The sequence below is a fragment of the Acidovorax sp. JMULE5 genome (assembly GCF_013376875.1).
In the GTDB taxonomy this organism is placed as follows: domain Bacteria; phylum Pseudomonadota; class Gammaproteobacteria; order Burkholderiales; family Burkholderiaceae_C; genus Acidovorax; species Acidovorax facilis.
The window spans coordinates 4692691-4710484 of record NZ_CP035951.1 but is presented as its reverse complement, the minus strand read 5'-3'; the positions used below and the strand labels follow the sequence as shown (position 1 = coordinate 4710484).

The 17794-nt window shown below is 64.2% G+C and carries 13 protein-coding genes and 1 pseudogene; 4 read left to right on the top strand and 10 right to left on the bottom strand.

Going from position 1 to position 17794, the window contains the following annotated elements:
- The first annotated feature begins 22 nt into the window (after nt 1–22).
- Nucleotides 23–1675: a chaperonin GroEL gene (groL, locus tag EXV95_RS21415; RefSeq protein WP_055395159.1), complete on the top strand. Its 1653-nt coding sequence runs from the start codon at nt 23–25 to the stop codon at nt 1673–1675.
- Between the two features lie 148 nt (nt 1676–1823).
- Here the strand turns inward: groL and EXV95_RS21410 are convergent, their stop codons facing one another.
- The 4 genes from EXV95_RS21410 to edd form a co-directional block, all read right to left on the bottom strand.
- Nucleotides 1824–3929 carry a TonB-dependent siderophore receptor gene (locus EXV95_RS21410; protein ID WP_255484832.1) on the bottom strand — a complete coding sequence of 702 codons (2106 nt, stop codon included), beginning with the start codon at nt 3927–3929 and terminating at the stop codon, nt 1824–1826.
- Between the two features lie 321 nt (nt 3930–4250).
- On the bottom strand, nt 4251–4550 hold the full coding sequence (locus EXV95_RS21405; protein WP_055395156.1) for a DUF805 domain-containing protein: 300 nt from the start codon (nt 4548–4550) through the stop codon (nt 4251–4253).
- A gap of 222 nt (nt 4551–4772) precedes the next feature.
- On the bottom strand, nt 4773–5402 hold the full coding sequence (gene eda, locus EXV95_RS21400; protein ID WP_176888386.1) for a bifunctional 4-hydroxy-2-oxoglutarate aldolase/2-dehydro-3-deoxy-phosphogluconate aldolase: 630 nt from the start codon (nt 5400–5402) through the stop codon (nt 4773–4775).
- Between the two features lie 163 nt (nt 5403–5565).
- Nucleotides 5566–7335: a phosphogluconate dehydratase gene (edd, locus tag EXV95_RS21395; protein ID WP_176888385.1), complete on the bottom strand. Its 1770-nt coding sequence runs from the start codon at nt 7333–7335 to the stop codon at nt 5566–5568.
- Nucleotides 7336–7436: 101 nt separating this feature from the next.
- Here edd and EXV95_RS21390 point away from each other — a divergent pair, with 101 nt between their 5' ends.
- Complete coding sequence (locus tag EXV95_RS21390; protein ID WP_176888384.1) at nt 7437–8366, top strand: SMP-30/gluconolactonase/LRE family protein; 930 nt, start codon at nt 7437–7439, stop codon at nt 8364–8366.
- 110 nt (nt 8367–8476) lie between these two features.
- Here EXV95_RS21390 and EXV95_RS21385 read toward each other — a convergent pair whose 3' ends face one another.
- Entirely contained in the window at nt 8477–8809 is a 333-nt protein-coding gene (locus EXV95_RS21385) for a hypothetical protein (RefSeq protein ID WP_176888383.1), read from the bottom strand.
- 117 nt (nt 8810–8926) lie between these two features.
- Between EXV95_RS21385 and EXV95_RS21380 the strand changes: the two genes are divergently transcribed.
- Nucleotides 8927–10372, top strand: coding sequence for an IS1182 family transposase (locus EXV95_RS21380; protein ID WP_176888382.1), 1446 nt, complete (start codon nt 8927–8929; stop codon nt 10370–10372).
- 182 nt (nt 10373–10554) lie between these two features.
- Here the strand turns inward: EXV95_RS21380 and EXV95_RS21375 are convergent.
- Nucleotides 10555–11780 (bottom strand): annotated as a pseudogene (locus EXV95_RS21375) (AGE family epimerase/isomerase).
- A gap of 68 nt (nt 11781–11848) precedes the next feature.
- Complete coding sequence (pgi, locus tag EXV95_RS21370) at nt 11849–13414, bottom strand: glucose-6-phosphate isomerase (RefSeq protein WP_176888380.1); 1566 nt, start codon at nt 13412–13414, stop codon at nt 11849–11851.
- A 187-nt stretch (nt 13415–13601) separates the two neighbouring features.
- Between pgi and zwf the strand changes: the two genes are divergently transcribed.
- A complete protein-coding gene (zwf, locus tag EXV95_RS21365) occupies nt 13602–15056 on the top strand; it encodes a glucose-6-phosphate dehydrogenase (protein ID WP_176888379.1) in 1455 nt (484 codons plus the stop codon).
- A 45-nt stretch (nt 15057–15101) separates the two neighbouring features.
- On the opposite strand, the gene EXV95_RS21360 is transcribed toward zwf, so the two are convergent.
- The 3 genes from EXV95_RS21360 to EXV95_RS21350 form a co-directional block, all read right to left on the bottom strand.
- Complete coding sequence (locus tag EXV95_RS21360; protein ID WP_176888378.1) at nt 15102–15551, bottom strand: VOC family protein; 450 nt, start codon at nt 15549–15551, stop codon at nt 15102–15104.
- Nucleotides 15548–16525 carry a glucokinase gene (gene glk / locus EXV95_RS21355; protein ID WP_121422360.1) on the bottom strand — a complete coding sequence of 326 codons (978 nt, stop codon included), beginning with the start codon at nt 16523–16525 and terminating at the stop codon, nt 15548–15550. Before glk ends, EXV95_RS21360 begins: the two co-directional genes overlap by 4 nt.
- A gap of 201 nt (nt 16526–16726) precedes the next feature.
- Nucleotides 16727–17794 (bottom strand): ABC transporter ATP-binding protein, encoded by a 1068-nt coding sequence (locus EXV95_RS21350; RefSeq protein WP_055395136.1) that lies wholly within the window; start codon nt 17792–17794, stop codon nt 16727–16729.

Here is a 17794-nt window from a genome sequence, read left to right as displayed (position 1 = left end):
GAACCAAATTAGGAGCTCCAAAATGGCAGCAAAAGACGTAGTTTTCGGCGGCGAAGCCCGCGCACGCATGGTTGAAGGCGTGAACATCCTGGCCAACGCGGTCAAGGTGACTCTGGGCCCCAAGGGTCGCAATGTGGTGCTGGAGCGCTCGTTCGGCGCCCCTACCGTGACCAAGGACGGTGTGTCCGTGGCCAAGGAAATCGAACTCAAGGACAAGCTGCAGAACATGGGCGCCCAGCTCGTGAAGGAAGTGGCCTCCAAGACCAGCGACAACGCTGGTGACGGCACCACCACCGCTACGGTGCTGGCACAAGCCATCGTTCGCGAAGGCTTCAAGTACGTGGCCGCCGGCATCAACCCGATGGACCTGAAGCGCGGTATCGACAAGGCTGTGACGGCCCTGGTTGCCGAGCTGAAGAAGGCTTCCAAGCCCACCACCACCTCCAAGGAAATCGCCCAAGTGGGTTCGATCTCCGCCAACTCCGACGAAACCATCGGCAAGCTGATCGCTGACGCCATGGACAAGGTTGGCAAGGAAGGCGTGATCACCGTGGAAGACGGCAAGTCGCTGGACAGCGAACTGGACGTCGTGGAAGGCATGCAGTTTGACCGCGGCTACCTGTCGCCCTACTTCATCAACAACCCCGAAAAGCAATCCGCGATTCTGGACAACCCCTTCGTGCTGCTGTTCGACAAGAAGATCAGCAACATCCGCGACCTGCTGCCTACGCTGGAGCAAGTTGCCAAGGCTGGCCGTCCCCTGCTGATCATTGCCGAAGAAGTCGAAGGCGAAGCCCTGGCTACGCTGGTGGTCAACACGATTCGCGGCATCCTGAAGGTTGTGGCTGTGAAGGCTCCAGGCTTTGGCGACCGTCGCAAGGCCATGCTGGAAGACATCGCCATCCTGACGGGCGGCAAGGTCATCGCTGAAGAAGTGGGCCTGACGCTCGAAAAGGTGACGCTGGCCGACCTGGGCCAAGCCAAGCGCATCGAAGTGGGCAAGGAAAACACCATCATCATCGACGGCGCTGGCGCTGCTGCTGACATCGAAGCCCGCGTCAAGCAAGTGCGCGTGCAGATCGAAGAAGCCACGTCCGACTACGACCGCGAAAAGCTGCAAGAGCGCGTGGCCAAGCTGGCTGGCGGCGTGGCCGTGATCAAGGTCGGCGCTGCCACCGAAGTCGAAATGAAGGAAAAGAAGGCCCGCGTGGAAGACGCACTGCACGCTACCCGTGCAGCTGTGGAAGAAGGCGTTGTGGCCGGTGGTGGCGTGGCCCTGCTGCGTGCCAAGCAAGCTGTGGGCGACTCGGTCAAGGGCGACAACGCTGACCAGGAAGCCGGTATCAAGCTGGTGCTCAAGGCCATCGAAGCGCCTCTGCGCGAAATCGTGAACAACGCTGGTGGCGAAGCCTCGGTGGTGGTGAACGCTGTGTTGGCCGGCAAGGGCAACTACGGCTTCAACGCCTCGAACGACACCTACGGCGACATGCTCGAACTGGGCATTCTGGACCCCACGAAGGTCACCCGTACGGCCCTGCAAAACGCTGCCTCCGTGGCATCGCTGCTGCTGACGACCGAAGCCATGGTTGCTGAGGCACCCAAGGACGAGGCCGGCGCTGGCGGCGGCATGCCCGACATGGGTGGCATGGGTGGCATGGGCGGCATGGGCATGTAATGGCCGGCCGCTCCGGGTGGAACCCAGGTTCTGCCCGGTAGCCCACAAAAAAACCCCGCAGGTTGCAAAACCTGCGGGGTTTTTTCCTTGCCGGGCCGACATCCACGGGTGAATGCCGCCGGAGCAGCGGATTGCCCCGATGGGTCCGTCAGAACCTGTAGGTCGCGCTCAGCACCACATTGCGCCGTGTCGCCCACCAGCAGTCACCACGCGCCAGACAGGTGCTCATGTACTTCTTGTCGGCCAGGTTGCTGATATTGAGCGCGTAGCGCCAGTCCTGGCTGTCGTAGGCCAGCAGCGCATCCACCACACCGGCCGCCGGAACCTCGGGCCCCGTGCCGTCGCGGAACGACGACAGCCAGCGGTACCCCGCACCGGCCGAGAAGCCGCGCACGCCGCCAATGGAGAACCGGTACACGCCCCACACGGCCGCCTGGTGGCGCGGCAGGTTTTCCAGCAGCGGATCGACGTCCGTGTAGTTGTAGTGGGCGGTCAGGTCAAACGCCGTGGCCACGCGCGCCTTGTATTCCAGCTCCAGGCCCTTGTTGCGGGTCTGGCCCACCTGCAGCGAGTTGTCGGGGTTGGTCGGGTCGGCCACCTTCTGGTTCTTTTCCTTGAGGTTGTACACCGCCGCCGTGAACTGGGTGGTGCCGCCTGAGGGGGCATATTTCACGCCCACCTCGATCTGTTCGCCCTCCAGCGGCTTGAAGCGCTGGCCCGAGGCATTGGTGCCGCTCACGGGGCTGAAGGATTCGGCATAACTGATGTAGGGCGTCCAGCCGCCCCCCAACTGGTACATCGCACCCAGGCGTTTGGTGGTGTCGCTGGTGCGGTCATCGGACTGGCCCGCCAAGCTGTTCACAGCACGGTCGTGGCGCAGGCCGGCGATGAACATCCAGTTGCCCCACTTCATCTGGTCCTGCACATACAGGCCGCTTTGGCGCTGCACGTTCTCAGGCCGTGCGATGAGCGTCGGGTTCAGAACATTGCCGTACACCGGGGCGTAGGCATCGATGGGCGTGTTGTACGCATCGTCGGCCTCGTTCTTGTTCTCGGTCTGCCGGTTCCAGTCCACACCCAGCAGCAGTTGGTGGCTGAGGGCGCCGGTGGTGAGGTTGCCCTGAAGGTGCGTATCCACCGCCGCCATGCGCGTGCGTGTGATGTTCTTGCCGTAGACGCGGCCCGTCAGGCGCTGGTTCACGGGGTCCCAGCCGAACCCGCCGGGGACTTTGAAGAAATCGGCGTAGTGGTAGCCACCCCGGTTCTCGTTGCGCGCCAGGCGCAGGTTCTGGCGCACCGCCCATGCGTCGCTGAAGCGGTGCTCAAAGAGGTAGCCGATGGATTCGCGGTCGCTGTCGTAATAGTCGCCAGGCTCGCCGATGAAGCGGTTGATGGGCAGCTGGCCATTGGGGTTGGGCAACAGCGTGCCCGACCAGGGCAGGAACTGCGCAGTGGTGCCCGTGCGGTCCTGCTGCCAGTGGGCCTGCAGGACCAGCGAGGTGGCGGCATTGGGGCGCCAGGCCAGCGATGGCGCGATCAGTCGGCGGTCGTTCTGCACATAGTCCGTCTGCGTGTCCGCATCGCGCGCCACGGCCACAAGACGGTACGACCATTCGCCGTCCTTCGTGAGCGGGCCGGTCAGGTCGGCCTGCAGCTGCTTGCGGCTCCAGCTGCCCAGCTGCACGCCCACTTCGCGCTGCGCTTCCTGCAACGGGCGCTTGCTGACCATGTTGACCACGCCCGCCACCGTGCCCGCGCCAAACAGCATGCCCGACGGGCCGCGCAGCACTTCAATGCGCTCGAGTGTGTAGGGTTCGGCGGGGGTGGTGCTGGTGTACCAGTTGTAGTTCTGGCGCAAACCATCCAGGTACGTGTCGGGGGAGCTGCCGCGCACCCGCACACTGTCGGCGCGGCTGTCCAGGCCATAGGCGTCGCTGCGCACCCCGGCGGCATACAGCAGCGCCTCTTGGAAGGTCGTCGCGCCCTGGTCCACGATCTGGTCGCGCGTGACCACGGTGACGGACTGGGGGGTTTCGGCCAGGGGCGTGTCGGTCTTGGTGGCCGTGGCCGCGTTGCGGGCACGGTAGCCGACCACCGGCGCGGTGGCCGATTCTTTCTCGGCGCTCGCGTCCACGCGCACCTCGGACAAGGTGGCTCCCACGTCCTGGGCCTGGGCCGCGACCCAGGCGGGGACGCCTCCAAAAGCCAACGCAATACCCATGCAGACTGCGGTCCGCTGATGCTGGAGTTTCATGATTTTCAAGAATAGAAATAAGAATGATTACTATTCTAAAAATCAAACCACACAGGTGCGCGCTCCAGATACAAGATGTCGTACAACAGCAACAAGTTGCGCTCGGATCGCAGTGAGATTGCTTCTATTTTCATAGCTATTTGCGCCTATCAATAAAGCGCCAGAGCCACTTTTGACCAATATTCGCGCTGCACAAGGTTGCGGTACCTCTCAGGTACCTCGGAGCCCCCGCCACACCCCCACAAAAAAGCCCGCTGACCGTAAGGCCAGCGGGCTTGGCGCGGGCGGACTCAGAGAGAGCCCGCAGCGGCGTCGCAAAGATCAGCCCTCGCTGGGCTGCACCCACCAGTAGATCAGCACCAGCACGCCGATGCCGGTCAGCGTCAGCAGTTGCCACCAGCCCGATCGGCCAATGTCGTGCAGTCGCCGCGCGCCCACGGCGAATGCGGGCAGCAGCAGCGCGATGGAGACGATGCCGGAGACCACGTCACCCAGGAAGCTGGCGATCACCATGACGATGATCTGGAACAGGAAAAACCACCAGAACTCGGAGCGCACGGCGCGGCCCGAGAAACCCGCGTACTGCCCCAGGCAGCTTTTGATAGCCGAAACAAAATCCATACTGAACTCCCTCTCTTTGAAACGTAAAGCCGTTGTGGCAGGGCCAAGCCCCGCGCCATGATAGGGGCGCGCAGGGCAGCAAGTCCACACGCCCAGTCACCCCACCGACTACGCCTCACTCTGCAGGCGGACCACGGAACGACGGATGCTTCTATTCTTATAGCTATCAACGCTCACAGGACAAGCGCTAGAGCCATTTTTTCGCCTCAAATCCTGGAAAACTCACACGGCCTTGCGCAGCGCATGCGTCTCGCGCGCCAGCTGGGTGATGCGCGCCCAGTCGCCCGCACGCACGGCGTCGGCGGGCGTCAGCCACGAACCGCCCACGCAGCGCACATTGGGCAGCGCCAGGTAGTTGGGCGCAGTGGCCAGGCTGATGCCACCCGTGGGGCAAAAGCTGATCTGGCCAAACGGACTGGCCCAGGCCTTGAGCAGAGGGATGCCGCCGGCGGCCTCGGCCGGGAAGAGCTTGAGGAACGAGAACCCATCGGCCAGCGCGGCCATGATTTCGCTGGACGTGGCCACACCGGGCAGAAGCGGCAAATTCAGGCCCTTGCAGGCGCCACCCACTTCGGAGGTGTAACCCGGGCTCACCGCAAAACGTGCACCGGCCTCGCTCGCGCGGCGCGCATCGTCGGCGTTGAGCACCGTGCCCACGCCCACCACGGCCTCGGGCAAATTGCGCGCAATGGCTTCGATGGCGGGCAGGCCAGCAGCGGTGCGCAGTGTGACTTCCAGCACCTTCACGCCACCGGCCAGCAGCGCCTCGGCCAGGGGCAGCGCGTCTTCCACGCGGTCGATCACGATGACGGGGATGACGGGGCCATGGCTGGCGATGTCAATGGGATTCATGGAAATACTCCTTGATGTTGGATGCCGCACGCGGCGTATGACAGGGGCGCGGCCCATACCAGTGCACCCGTGGAACTGGCTTCGCCAGGCCACCGGGTGCGTCCCCCTCCCGCGCAGCGAGAGAGGGGGAAGGCGCGCGCAGCGACTCAGGGGGTGCATCCTGCTACAACCATGTGCAGGCTCCTTGTTCGGCACCGCCTGCGTGGCGGCGAAAGTTGGTAAACAGTTCCCGGCCAAAGCCGGTGGCGGGAGGCACGGTGTACGGCGCCACGGGGCGGGCGGCCCAGGTGGCTTCGTCGACCAGCACATCGAGCGTGCCGGCAACGGCGTCCACCCGCACAATGTCGCCGTCCAGCACCTTGGCCAGCGGGCCACCGGCCAGTGCCTCGGGCGTGACGTGGATGGCGGCGGGCACCTTGCCCGATGCGCCGCTCATGCGGCCGTCGGTGACCAGCGCCACTTTGAAGCCCTGGTTCTGCAGCACGGCCAGCGGAGGGGTGAGCTTGTGCAGCTCGGGCATGCCATTGGCTTGCGGGCCCTGAAAGCGCACCACGGCCACCATGTCCTGCTGCACCTCGCCCGCAGCAAAGGCGGCGAGCAAAGCCTCTTGCGAATCGAACACGCGCGCAGGCGCTTCGATGATGTGGCGGTCTTCGGGCACGGCCGACACCTTGATCACCGCGCGACCCAGGCGCCCTTGCAGCAGACGCAACCCGCCGGTGGGCGAGAACGGCCGGGTCATGGGGCGCAACACGGTTTCGTCACCCGACACCGCCGGAGCGCCCTGCCCGCCTGCGGCAATGCCGCCGGTGTTCACGCTCATCACATCGGGGTGCATGAAGCCGCCGGACAGCAGCTCGCGCAGGATCCACGCGGGGCCGCCTGCGGCCTGGAACTGGTTCACGTCGGCATCGCCATTGGGGTACACGCGGGCCAGCAGCGGCACGGCGGACGACAGCTCGTCAAAGTCCGACCAGTCGATCAGGATGCCCGCGCTGCGCGCAATGGCCACCCAGTGGATCAAATGGTTGGTGGAGCCGCCCGTGGCCAGCAAGGCCACCATGGCATTGACGATGCAGCGCTCGTCCACCACACGCCCGATGGGCGTGAAGCGCGATCCGCGCTTGCCAATGTCGAGCACCGTGCGCACCGCCTTGCGCGTGAAGGCTTCGCGCTCTTCGGTGCCCGGCGGTGCAAAGGCCGCGCCGGGCACGTGCAGTCCCATGGCTTCCAGCAGCATCTGGTTGCTGTTGGCCGTGCCGTAGAAGGTGCAGGTGCCGGGGCTGTGGTACGCGGCGGATTCGGCCTTGAGCAGCTCATCCCGCCCCACGAGGCCTTGCGCGTACTGCTCACGCACCTTGGACTTGTCCTTGTTCGACAGGCCGGTGCCCATGGGGCCTGCGGGCACAAACACGCAGGGCAGGTGCCCGTAGTGCAGCGCACCGATCAAAAGGCCGGGCACGATCTTGTCGCACACACCCAGCAGCAGTGCGCCATCGAACACATCATGGGACAGCGCTACCGCAGTGGCCATGGCAATGGCATCGCGGGAGAACAGCGACAGCTCCATGCCGGGCGTGCCCTGCGTCACGCCGTCGCACATCGCAGGCACACCGCCTGCCACCTGCACCGTGGCGCCGTGCTGGGCGGCCTCATCCCGCAGCACGGCGGGGTAACTTTGGTAGGGCTGGTGGGCCGACAACATGTCGTTGTAGGCCGTGACCACGCCGATGTTGGGCGCCTTTTCGACCGTGATCTTGAACTTGTCGGCGCCGGGTAGCGCGGCATAGGCATGGGCCAGATTGGCACAGCCCATGCGGTCTTGTGCGGGCTTGCGGGCGATCATGGCGTCGATGCCTGCGAGGTAAGCGCCGCGGGTGTCTGCGCTGCGCTGGACAATGCGCTCGGTCACGCGCGCTACAACTGGGTGCATGGAAGTCTCCATCGGTGGGTGGCTCGGCCCCAGGGCGATGTGCCTAGAGCCTGTTGTATGAGGCCCTAGAATGTAACTCGATAACCACCCCACTTCAACCCATGTCCCTGCAAACCCTGCCCCTGCCGCCCTCCGAACTGGGCGAATCACCCTTCTGGCACCCCACGGAAGAATCCCTTTACTGGTGTGACATTCAGGCACAAGCAGTACACGCATGGCATCCTGAAAGCGGTCGCCACCGGCAATGGCGCATGCCCAGTGAGCCCGGCTGCTGCGCGCCAGCAGCGGGCGGGCGATTGGTAATCGGGTTACGAAACGGTTTCTACCTTCTGGATACGGCGAAGGGCAGTGCCGACACCACCGCCCTCACCTGCCTGGCCCTGCTGCCACCTGATCAGCACGACACCGCTGTGCTGCGCCTGAATGATGGCCGGTGCGACACCGCAGGCCGGTTCTGGGCGGGCTCGGTCATCAGCCCTCGCACCGCGCCGGATGCCGCGCTGTGGTGCCTGCGGGCCGACGCGGCCAGTGCCACGGGCTACCGCGTGCGCCAGATGGCAGCCAACAATTTCACCGCCAACGGCCTGGCCTTCAGCCCCGACAACCGCACGCTGTACTGGTCCAACACGCCGGAGCATCGCATTGACCGGTTTGACTTTGACGTGGCCACGGGTGCGATCACGAACCGCCGCCCCTGGGTGCAGTTCGACCGCAAGGTGGAAGGCCAGCCTTACGGCGGCAGGCCCGATGGCGCGGCGATGGATGTGGAAGGCAACTACTGGGTGGCGATGTACGAAGGCGCTTGTGTGTTGCAACTCTCGCCAGCGGGTGAGGTGCTGCAGCGCATTGCAGCGCCAGTGCAGTGCCCGACGATGGTGTGTTTTGGGGGGGAGGATTTGCGGACGCTGTACATCACGTCGGCAAGGGCGGGGAGGCCGGTGGAGGAGCAGGAGGCGAAGACTCCTGCGGGATCGCTGTTCAGCGTGCGGGTGAAGGCGCAGGGACTACCGGTGAATTTCTTCGCAGGCTGAGTGCGTGGTACGGGATCCTGCTCAGGGAGAGAGGTGCCGGGCTTCGGGTTTGGGCTCGTATCAGTCGCTATCCTTCTGTGCTCCCACCTGTCGAACGCAGCTCTAGGAGCCTACCGCCCGACCGCTTGCCGCAGGGCATGTAAAAAGTCCGAGGGATGTTCGACGTCATGTACGAAGGGCATCCCGACGCGTGAAAAAATGGTCGCTAGTTCCACCTCAGATACGTTCAAAGAGCGCTCCAGAATCGAGAGCATCGACCGCTTCGAAGTCTCATTCAGGAATTCAAACTCGAATGAAACGGCTAGTTGCATAGCTCGACTTCGGTCGTCCGGATCATTGACGTCGAGGCTAGCCAACTGTGCGCATTCGTAGTCGCTCAGGTACTCGACATCGAAATACTTGAGCCAAGAAACCAAGCCCTCGATAGAGGGTGTGATCGTCATAATTCAAGAATCTCCCGGGACTGACCGTCTGCTGTTGGCCGAGGCTGTGTGAAAACTCCACCCACGATTGCGGTCCAAAACTAAAATAGCAGCACCCGATTCAAGCGAGGTGCCCCCATGAAGCGATTCATCGAAGGCGAAGACCGACAACAGGTCACTATGCTGCCGGAGTGCTTGGACGACTACATCGCAGAGGACAACCCGGTGCGTGTTGTGGATGTGTTTGTCGAAGAACTGGATCTTCGGGCACTTGGTTTCGATGGGATCAATCCGGCAGTCACTGGCCGGCCTTCGTACCACCCCGCTGTCCTGCTCAAGCTCTACATCTACGGGTACCTCAACCGCATCCAATCGAGCCGCAGGCTGGAGCGTGAAGCCCAGCGCAATGTCGAGCTGATGTGGCTGACCGGGCGCCTTGCGCCGGACTTCAAGACCATTGCGGACTTCCGTCGAAGCAACGGCGCTGGCATCCGCAACGTCTGCAAGCGCTTCATCGCCATGTGCCGACAGTTGAACCTCTTCTCGCAGGCCATCGTGGCCATCGACGGCAGCAAGTTCAAGGCCGTCAACAGCCGTGACCGCAACTTCACCGCCGGCAAGATCGAGGCCCGCCAGCAGCAGATCGAGCAGAGTATCCAGCGTTACCTGGACGCGCTGGAGACCGCTGACCGCACGCAGCCGGCAGAGGTCGAAGCCAAGACAGAACGACTGCAGGAGAAGCTAAAAAAGCTGCGTGAGCAGATGCGGCAACTCGACGGTCTCAAGGAGCAATTGAAGAGCCTGCCCGATGGCCAGATCTCCCTCACGGATCCCGATGCACGTTCGATGGCAACCCAGGCCAAGGGATCGGGCCTGGTGGGCTACAACGTGCAGACCGCTGTCGATGCCAAGCACCACTTGGTCGTCGTGCACGAGGTGACGAACGTTGGCAATGACCGTGCGCAGTTGCACAACATGGCCTGTGCCGCAGACCAGGCTATGGGGAGCCAGGGCTTGCAAGCCTTCGCCGACCGAGGCTACTTCAGCGGCCCGCAACTCAAGGCCTGCGAAGACTCTGGCATCACGACCTTCGTGCCCAAACCGATGACGTCAAACGCAAAGGCTGAAGGGCGCTTCGACAAGGCCGACTTCATCTACATCGCTAAGGATGACGAGTACCAGTGCCCTGCAGGCGAGCGTGCGATCCATCGCTTCAAAACGCTCGAGAAGGGTCTGAATCTGAGCGTCTATTGGTCTAGTGCCTGCCCAAAGTGTCCGCTCAAATCCAAGTGCACGACCAGTAGCAACCGGCGCATTCGCCGATGGGAGCACGAAGATGTTCTGGAGCGCGTTCAGCAACGGCTAGACGGTAACCCCGAGGCCATGACGTTGCGCAGGTCCACCGTGGAGCATGTCTTCGGGACACTCAAGCACTGGATGGGCTCAATTCACTTCTTGATGAAGACCCTCAAGCACGTGGGCACCGAGATGAGCCTGCATGTGCTGGCCTACAACCTCAAGCGGGTGATGAGCGTGATGGGTATCGCGCAGATGATGCTGGCGATGCGGATGGTGAAGGCGTAAAGCCTTTGTTGGCTTTTACAGGCCGAGAAAGGCCTCAGAAATGCGTCGCAAGGCCCAAGGTGCTCCAAAACGACTACTCAACAGAGCTGCTGGAAAATGCGGCTCAGTGACGCGTGACGGGACTGGCACACATACTCGTTGAGCGTTTCCACACAGCCTCGGCCGATAGCCACCATTCTCACTCACACCTCCCCCAACGCCCCCAACACGTCAAAACACGCCCCATGTTGTGATAGTCCACCTTCCCCGCATTGCTTTTCTCGCGGGTGGTGTTGCGGTTGTCGCGGTGCAGGATGCGAAACCACGCGCCGTGGTTGTGGTCCACAAAGTGCTCCCAGCAGTAGGCCCAGATGCGGTCGTACCACAGCCAATACCGATCATCGCCCGTACGAACGGCCAGCACCGCAGCAGCGGCCAGGGTTTCGGCCTGCACCCAGTGGTATTTGCCGTCATCGCAGATGCTGCCGTCGGGCGCCATGCCGTAGTACAGACCGCCGTGCTCGGCATCCCAGCCACGCTCCACGGCGACATCGAACAGGCGTTGTGCGCAGGGCAAATGCCAGTCGGCGGGTAACAGGGCATCAAGTTGCAGCAGCAGCTTGGCCCATTCGGTCTGGTGGCCGATCTGGTAGCCCCAGGGGCGGAAGATGTTGCTGCGGTCGTGGCGGTTGTAGTCCCAGTCCACCGACCAGTCGGCGTGGAAATGCTCCCACACCCAGCCTTCGGCAGCCGGGGCGCTGGCAAGGTTGGATAACGCCGCCTGCCGCTGGCAGATGCCTTGCGCCAGTTGCTCGGCACGCTCGATGTAGCGGCGCTCGCCCGTGGCGCGGAAGGCCGAGATCAGGGCCTCGCAGGCGTGCATGTTGGCGTTCTGGCCCCGGTAGCCTGTGAGCTGCCAATCAGGGCTGGCCTCGTCAGCATACAAGCCTGCGGTGGGTTGCCAGAAGTGCTGTTCGGCGGTGTCAAACGCCTGGGCCAGCCACTGGCGGGCTTCGGGCACTCCGGCTTCAAAGGCGCGGGCGTAGGCCAGCATCACAAAGGCCATGCCGTAGCAGTGGCGCGTGGCGTCTTGTACGGTGGCTCGCCCTTCATTCCAGTCGATCAGCCAGGCGTAGCCTCCCGTGGCGGGGTCGAGGAACGCGGTGCGCAGAAACTGCAGCGCGTGCAACATGCCGGCCTGGTAGCGCTGCTCGCCCGTGGTGCGGTACAGCATGGCGTGCGTGACCACAAAACGGGTAGCGCTGACCAAGTGGCGGGTGCGCGTGTCGTACACCGTGCCGTCATCCAGGAAGAAGTGGTACTGCCCGCCGCTCGCGTCGGTGGCCACGGGGTCGTAGAACGCCATGGTCTGGCGGATGTGCGCGCGCAGAAAGTCGGCAGAACGGTAATTCGGCCGGGGTGCAGTCATGGTGTCTCCTCGAAAAATCGCCACTGCCCGTGGTCGCGCCGCCTCACGGCGGTCGCCACGGATCTTCTTCAGACGCCGGTGCGCAGCTGGGCAAGCAGCCCGGCGGTGGAGCCATCCAGCCCCGCAGCGTCGCCACTGGCCAGGCGCGCCTCAATGTCCTTGGCCAGCACCTTGCCCAGCTCCACACCCCATTGGTCAAAGCTGTTGATGCCCCACAGGCTGCCGCTCACGAACACGCGGTGCTCCTGCAGCGCAATCAGCGCGCCCAGCGATGCGGGGGTGAGCGCATCCAGCAGCAAGAAGGTGCTGGGCCGGTTGCCCGGGAAGTGGCGGTGCCCATCTTCCCCTTCCTTGCCTACCATCAGCGCCTGGGCCTGCGCCAGGGCGTTGGCCAGCAGCTTGTTGTGGTGGCCCTCCAGTGGGTGGGTGGGCTGGCGCACGGCGATGAGTTCCAGCGGCAGCACGTCGGTGCCCTGGTGCAGCATCTGGAAGAACGCGTGTTGGCCGTTGGTGCCCGGCTCGCCCCACAGCACGGGCGACGTGGCATATGGCAGCGGCTGGCCGTCCAGCCCCACGCGCTTGCCGTTGCTCTCCATCTCCAGTTGCTGCAGATAGGCCGGCAGGCGGCGCAATGCGGCATGGTAGGGCGCGATGCAGCGGCTGGTGAAGCCATGGAAGTTGCGGTACCAGATGTCGAGTACACCCAGTCGCACCGGCAGGTTCTGCGCCAGTGGCGCTGTGCGAAAGTGCTCGTCCATGGCATGGGCGCCGGCCAGCAAGTCCTGAAAGCCTGCCGAGCCAATCGCAATCGCAATCGGCAGGCCAATGGCCGACCACAGGGAATAGCGCCCGCCCACCCAGTCCCAGAAGCCGAAGGTGGTGGTGATGCCCAGCGCCTGCGCGGCATCGACATTGGTGGTCAGCGCCGCAAAGTGGCGCCCCACGTCCTGCCCACCTTGCGCTGCAAACCAGGCCAGCGCCGAGCGCGCGTTGGTCATGGTCTCTGCCGTGGTGAAGGTCTTGGAGGCGATGAGGAATAGCGTACTCTCGGGCTTGAGCGTGCGCAGCGTGGTGTGCAGCTCATGCCCGTCCACGTTGGAGACAAAGTGCAGCCGCTTGCCCGGTGCGCGGAACTGCTCCAGCGCCAGCACGGCCATGTGTGGGCCCAGGTCCGAGCCGCCGATGCCGATGTTCACCACATCGGTGATGGCGCCATCCGCACGCACCGTGTCGGCATAGGCCAGCATGGCATCCAGCGTGGTGTGCACCTGGGCCAGCTTGTGTGCAATGTCTGGCCCGTCGCTGGGCAACGCCAGGCCCCGGGGGCGGCGCAGCAGCGTGTGCAGCACGGCGCGGCCTTCGGTGCTGTTGATGGGCTGGCCGCCGAACATGGCGTCGCGGTGCCGGGTAAGTCCACTGGCACGGGCCATGTCCAGCAGCAGCGCTTCGGTGGCGGCGTCCCACAGGTTCTTGGAAAGATCCGCAAACACCTCGGGCGCATGCTGGCTGAAGTGCTCAAAGCGCTGCGCATCGCTGGCGAAGGCCTTCCGCAGGTCCAGACGGCTGCCATCTGCGGAGAACGCGGCCTGCAACTGAGGCCACTGCGGAGTTTGGTCGCAACGGAGGGAGGACATGGTGGATTCAGGATGTGGGGAGGTGAAAACCGGCGAGATAGTAACTTAATTACACAATTTATCTAATAATTTTCTGCGCACGAACTGTCAAAAAACGTTTTACAGCCTCTACATCTACACAATTCAATGTAACGAGATTACAATTTCCAGCCTCAGACGCACAACAACACCCTGATACGGAGACCCCATGAGTTTTGACCTTGTCCTGTTTGGTGGAACAGGTGACCTGGCTTGGCGCAAGCTCATGCCCGCATTGTTTCAGGCGTTCCGGCACGGAACGCTGCCCGAGGGGGGTCGCATCATTGCCGTGGCACGCGACGAACTGAGCCATGAACAATACCGCAGCCTGATAAAGGCGCGTTTTGACAGCGTGGAACTGGCCAAGCGCCCCACCCCGGACGAGTTCGAACGCTTCGGCGCGCTGCTGCACTACCTGCGCATGGACCTGTCCAAGACTGAGGACTACACCAAGCTGGCCGCCATGCTGCACGAACGCGGCGCGGACTCGGTAGTGATGTATGTGGCCACCGCGCCCAGCCTGTTCACCAATGTGTGCGAGCAGATCGCCGCCGTCGGCCTGAACGGCCCCACCACCCGCGTGGTGCTGGAAAAGCCACTGGGCCACGACCTCAAATCGAACCAGGCCATCAACGACACGCTGCGCCGCGTGCTCAAGGAAGAGCAGGTTTTTCGCATCGACCACTACCTGGGCAAGCCCTCGGTGCAGAACCTGTTTGCCATGCGTTTTGGCAATGCGCTGTTCGAGCCCCTGTGGCGGCGCGAGACGATTGCCAATATCCAGATCACCATTGCCGAAGAACTGGGCGTGGAAACGCGTGGCGCGTTCTATGACCAGACCGGCGCCCTGCGCGACATGGTGCAAAACCACGCGCTGCAACTGCTGTGCGCGATTGGCATGGAGCCGCCCATCAACTCCAGCGCCAACGCCATCCGCGATGAAAAGCTCAAGGTGCTGCAGTCGCTCAAGCCCTGGAGCATGGAGACCATCGGCCAGCATGTGATTCGCGGGCAGTACGCGGCGGGCACTGTGCAAGGAACGCAAGTGCCCGGCTACCTGCAGGAAAAAGGTGTTGCCCCCGGCAGCACCACCGAAACCTTTGTGGCGCTGCGCACCGAGATCAGCAACTGGCGCTGGGCTGGTGTGCCGTTTTACATCCGCACCGGCAAACGCCTCGCCGGGCGCGACGCGCACATCGTCGTCAACTTCCGCCCGGTGCCGCACCCCATCTTCAAGACCCCGGTGGGCGCCGCCAACCGCCTGGTGATCAACCTGCAGCCCAAGGACGGGCTGGAGCTGCACCTGCTGGCCCAAGGCGCGGCCCAGCACCAGACGGAGCCCGCCCTGTCGCAGGTGCAGCTGAACCTCGACTTCGACCAGCGCTTTGGCACCGAGCGCGTGGGCGCTTACGAACGCCTGCTGCTCGACGTGATTGCAGGCCGCCTGAACCTGTTCGTGCGCAGCGACGAACAGGAGGAAGCCTGGCGCTGGGTCGAGCCCATCCTGCAGCACTGGAAGAACGACCCCGTGGGGCCACGCCCCTACACGGCGGGCAGCTGGGGGCCCAGCTCGGCCAGCGCGATGATTGCGCGCGATGGGTATTGCTGGAGCGAGGAGATGTGACACGGGAAAAGGCCCGTCAGGGCCTTTTCTTTTGGGTGGGAGGAATCAGCGCGGGGCGGTGGCGGGCGCGGGGCCGACCAGCTCGATCGGCAACCCATCAGGGTCGGCAAAAAAGGTGAACAACGCGCCTGTAAACGGATCGACCCGCACCGGCTCCACCGCCACGCCATGCGCTACCAGCGTGCCCACGCAGGCCTCCATATCGGCTACGCGCAACGCCAGATGGCGCAGGCCACAGGCCTCGGGGTACGACGGGCGCTTGGGTGGATGGGGGAAGGAAAAAAGCTCCACCTGCGTTCCATCGGGTAACTGCAGGTCCAGCTTGTACGACTGCCGCTCCGCCCGAAAGACTTCGTGCACCACCCGCAGGCCGAGCACCTCGGTGTAGAAGCGGCGCGAGCGGACATAGTCGCTGGCGATGATGGCCACATGGTGCACACCGCTGACCTGTAGCGCAGGCTCCGGCGCGGGCGCTGCGGCAACTTCGCTGCTCATCCTTCGGAGCCGGCAATATCGAGCGCACGCGAAGCGCCATACAGCGCTGGCGTGGCGCTGGGGTCGATGATCCAGCAGGGGATGGACGCGAGGTAGGGCTGAAAGCGCCCCTTGGATTCGAACCGTGCGCGGAACGAGGATTTGTCGAACCACGTGCCCAGGCGCGGCACCATGCCGCCGCCAATGAACACGCCGCCGCGCGCCCCCAGGGTAAGGGCCAGGTTGCCCGCCACGCTGCCCAGAAACCCGCAAAACAGGTCCAGCGCCTCCAGCGCCAGTGCGTCGTTGGACTGAAGGGCCAGCTCGGTCACTTCGGCGGCCGAACTGATCTCCTTGCCGCCGCGCTGGGCCAGCCTGCGCAGCGCGTGGTACAGGTCCACCAGCCCCGCACCCGACACCGCGCGCTCTGCGGACACATGGCCATAGCGTTCTTGCAGGATGGCCAGCACGTCGAATTCGCGCTGCGTCTGCGCGGCCAGCGACACGTGCCCGCCCTCGCCCGACAAGGGCACACCGTTGCTGGACCCCGGCGGGAAGACCAGACCCGACACGCCCAGGCCTGTGCCCGGGCCCAGCAGCGCGATGGCGGCGCCCGGCACGGCCTCGCCACCGCCCACGGGGCGCAGCAGGTCGGGCGTCAGCAGGGGCAGCGCCAGTGCCAGCGCGGTGAAGTCGTTGATGACCACCAGGCGCTCAAAACCAAACGCCTCGCGCACCGCGCGCTGCGAGAAGCTCCAGCTGTGGTTGGTCATGCGGATGGCGTCGCCCGTAACGGGGTTCGCAATGCCGAACGCCGCCTCGCGCGGGGTGGGTACGCCCACTTCTGTCAGATAGGCCGCCAGCGCAGCATCCACGGTGGGGAACTGCGCGCAGGGCAACACGCGCGTGTCATGCAAGGGGCCGCCCGGTTCGTTCTGCCAGGCCAGTCGGATATTGGTGCCGCCGATGTCGGCAAGGAGGCGCTGAGGGTGCATGGGAAAAATATGAAAACCAAAGGTCACACGCCCCCGTTGCCCTGCGGCAGACGGCGGCCTGCGGATCGCCAACGCTATTATTTATATAGCTGCTGGCGCTTGATAGATAAGCGCTGGAGCCTCTTTTTACCTGAATTACCGCTTCAGGCAAAGACCAAAGCCCCTTCTTGCAGCGACCCAGGGGCCGGGGCTCCCAACCGCTCAGCCTGTCAATCGATCTTCGGACTTGGCGTCGAACCAGTGGGCGTTGGCGGGCTCTACCGCCAGGCCCACGGCGTCGCCGGGCTGCACGCGGGTCTGCGCATCGGTGCGCAGCGTGACGCTGCCTGCGGCGGTGTCCACCATCACATAGGTGTCGGGGCCCGTGGGCTCCACCACGCTGACTCTGCCGCGCCAGGGGGCGGTCTCCTGCATCACCAGGTGCTCAGGGCGCACGCCCAGCAGCACCTCGTTAGCACTGGATGGTGGTGGCGCCAGGTTCAACGCCGCGCCCTGGATGCCAAACTGCCCGCCCGTGACCGCGCCACGCAGCAGGTTCATGGTGGGCGAGCCGATGAAGGTGGCCACGTAGGTATTGGCCGGGCGGTTGTAGATCTCGTCGGGCGTGCCCAGCTGCTGCACCACGCCGCCCTTCATCACCGCGATGCGCGAACCCAGCGTCATGGCTTCGACCTGGTCATGCGTCACGTACACGCTGGTGATGCCGCTGGCCTGGTGCAGGCGCTTGATCTCTGCACGCATCTCCACGCGCAGCTTGGCGTCCAGGTTGGACAGCGGTTCGTCGAACAAGAAGAGCTGCGGCTGGCGCGCCAGTGCCCGGCCCATGGCCACGCGCTGGCGCTGGCCGCCCGAGAGCTGGCTGGGGCGGCGGTCGAGCAGGTGACTGATCTGCAGCATGGCGGCCACTTCGTCGATACGCTTTTGGCGCTCTGGCTTGGGCATCTTGCGCATCTCCAGCGCAAAGCCAATGTTGTCGGCCACAGAGAGCGTGGGGTACAGCGCGTAGCTCTGGAACACCATGGCGATGTCGCGGTCGCGCGGGGGCATGCCCACCACGTTTTTTCCACCGATGCGGATCTCGCCCTCGGTGGGTTCGTCCAGGCCCGCGATGATGTTGAGCAGCGTGGACTTGCCGCAGCCCGAAGGACCTACCAGGATCAGGAACTCGCCCGGTGCGACGTGGATGTCGATCTTGCGCAGCACCTCCACGCTTTTATCGCCCTTGCCAAAGCGCTTGTTGATGCCTGCGATGTCGAGTGATGACGCCAT

Bases quoted from the DNA above. Each gene is read 5' to 3' on its own strand.
- groL (WP_055395159.1), top strand. From the start codon at position 23: ATGGCAGCAAAAGACGTAGTTTTCGGCGGCGAAGCCCGCGCACGCATG.
- EXV95_RS21410 (WP_255484832.1), bottom strand. From the start codon at position 3,929: ATGAAACTCCAGCATCAGCGGACCGCAGTCTGCATGGGTATTGCGTTG.
- EXV95_RS21405 (WP_055395156.1), bottom strand. From the start codon at position 4,550: ATGGATTTTGTTTCGGCTATCAAAAGCTGCCTGGGGCAGTACGCGGGT.
- eda (WP_176888386.1), bottom strand. From the start codon at position 5,402: ATGAATCCCATTGACATCGCCAGCCATGGCCCCGTCATCCCCGTCATC.
- edd (WP_176888385.1), bottom strand. From the start codon at position 7,335: ATGCACCCAGTTGTAGCGCGCGTGACCGAGCGCATTGTCCAGCGCAGC.
- EXV95_RS21390 (WP_176888384.1), top strand. From the start codon at position 7,437: ATGTCCCTGCAAACCCTGCCCCTGCCGCCCTCCGAACTGGGCGAATCA.
- EXV95_RS21385 (WP_176888383.1), bottom strand. From the start codon at position 8,809: ATGACGATCACACCCTCTATCGAGGGCTTGGTTTCTTGGCTCAAGTAT.
- EXV95_RS21380 (WP_176888382.1), top strand. From the start codon at position 8,927: ATGAAGCGATTCATCGAAGGCGAAGACCGACAACAGGTCACTATGCTG.
- pgi (WP_176888380.1), bottom strand. From the start codon at position 13,414: ATGTCCTCCCTCCGTTGCGACCAAACTCCGCAGTGGCCTCAGTTGCAG.
- zwf (WP_176888379.1), top strand. From the start codon at position 13,602: ATGAGTTTTGACCTTGTCCTGTTTGGTGGAACAGGTGACCTGGCTTGG.
- EXV95_RS21360 (WP_176888378.1), bottom strand. From the start codon at position 15,551: ATGAGCAGCGAAGTTGCCGCAGCGCCCGCGCCGGAGCCTGCGCTACAG.
- glk (WP_121422360.1), bottom strand. From the start codon at position 16,525: ATGCACCCTCAGCGCCTCCTTGCCGACATCGGCGGCACCAATATCCGA.
- EXV95_RS21350 (WP_055395136.1), bottom strand. From the start codon at position 17,794: ATGGCGTCATCACTCGACATCGCAGGCATCAACAAGCGCTTTGGCAAG.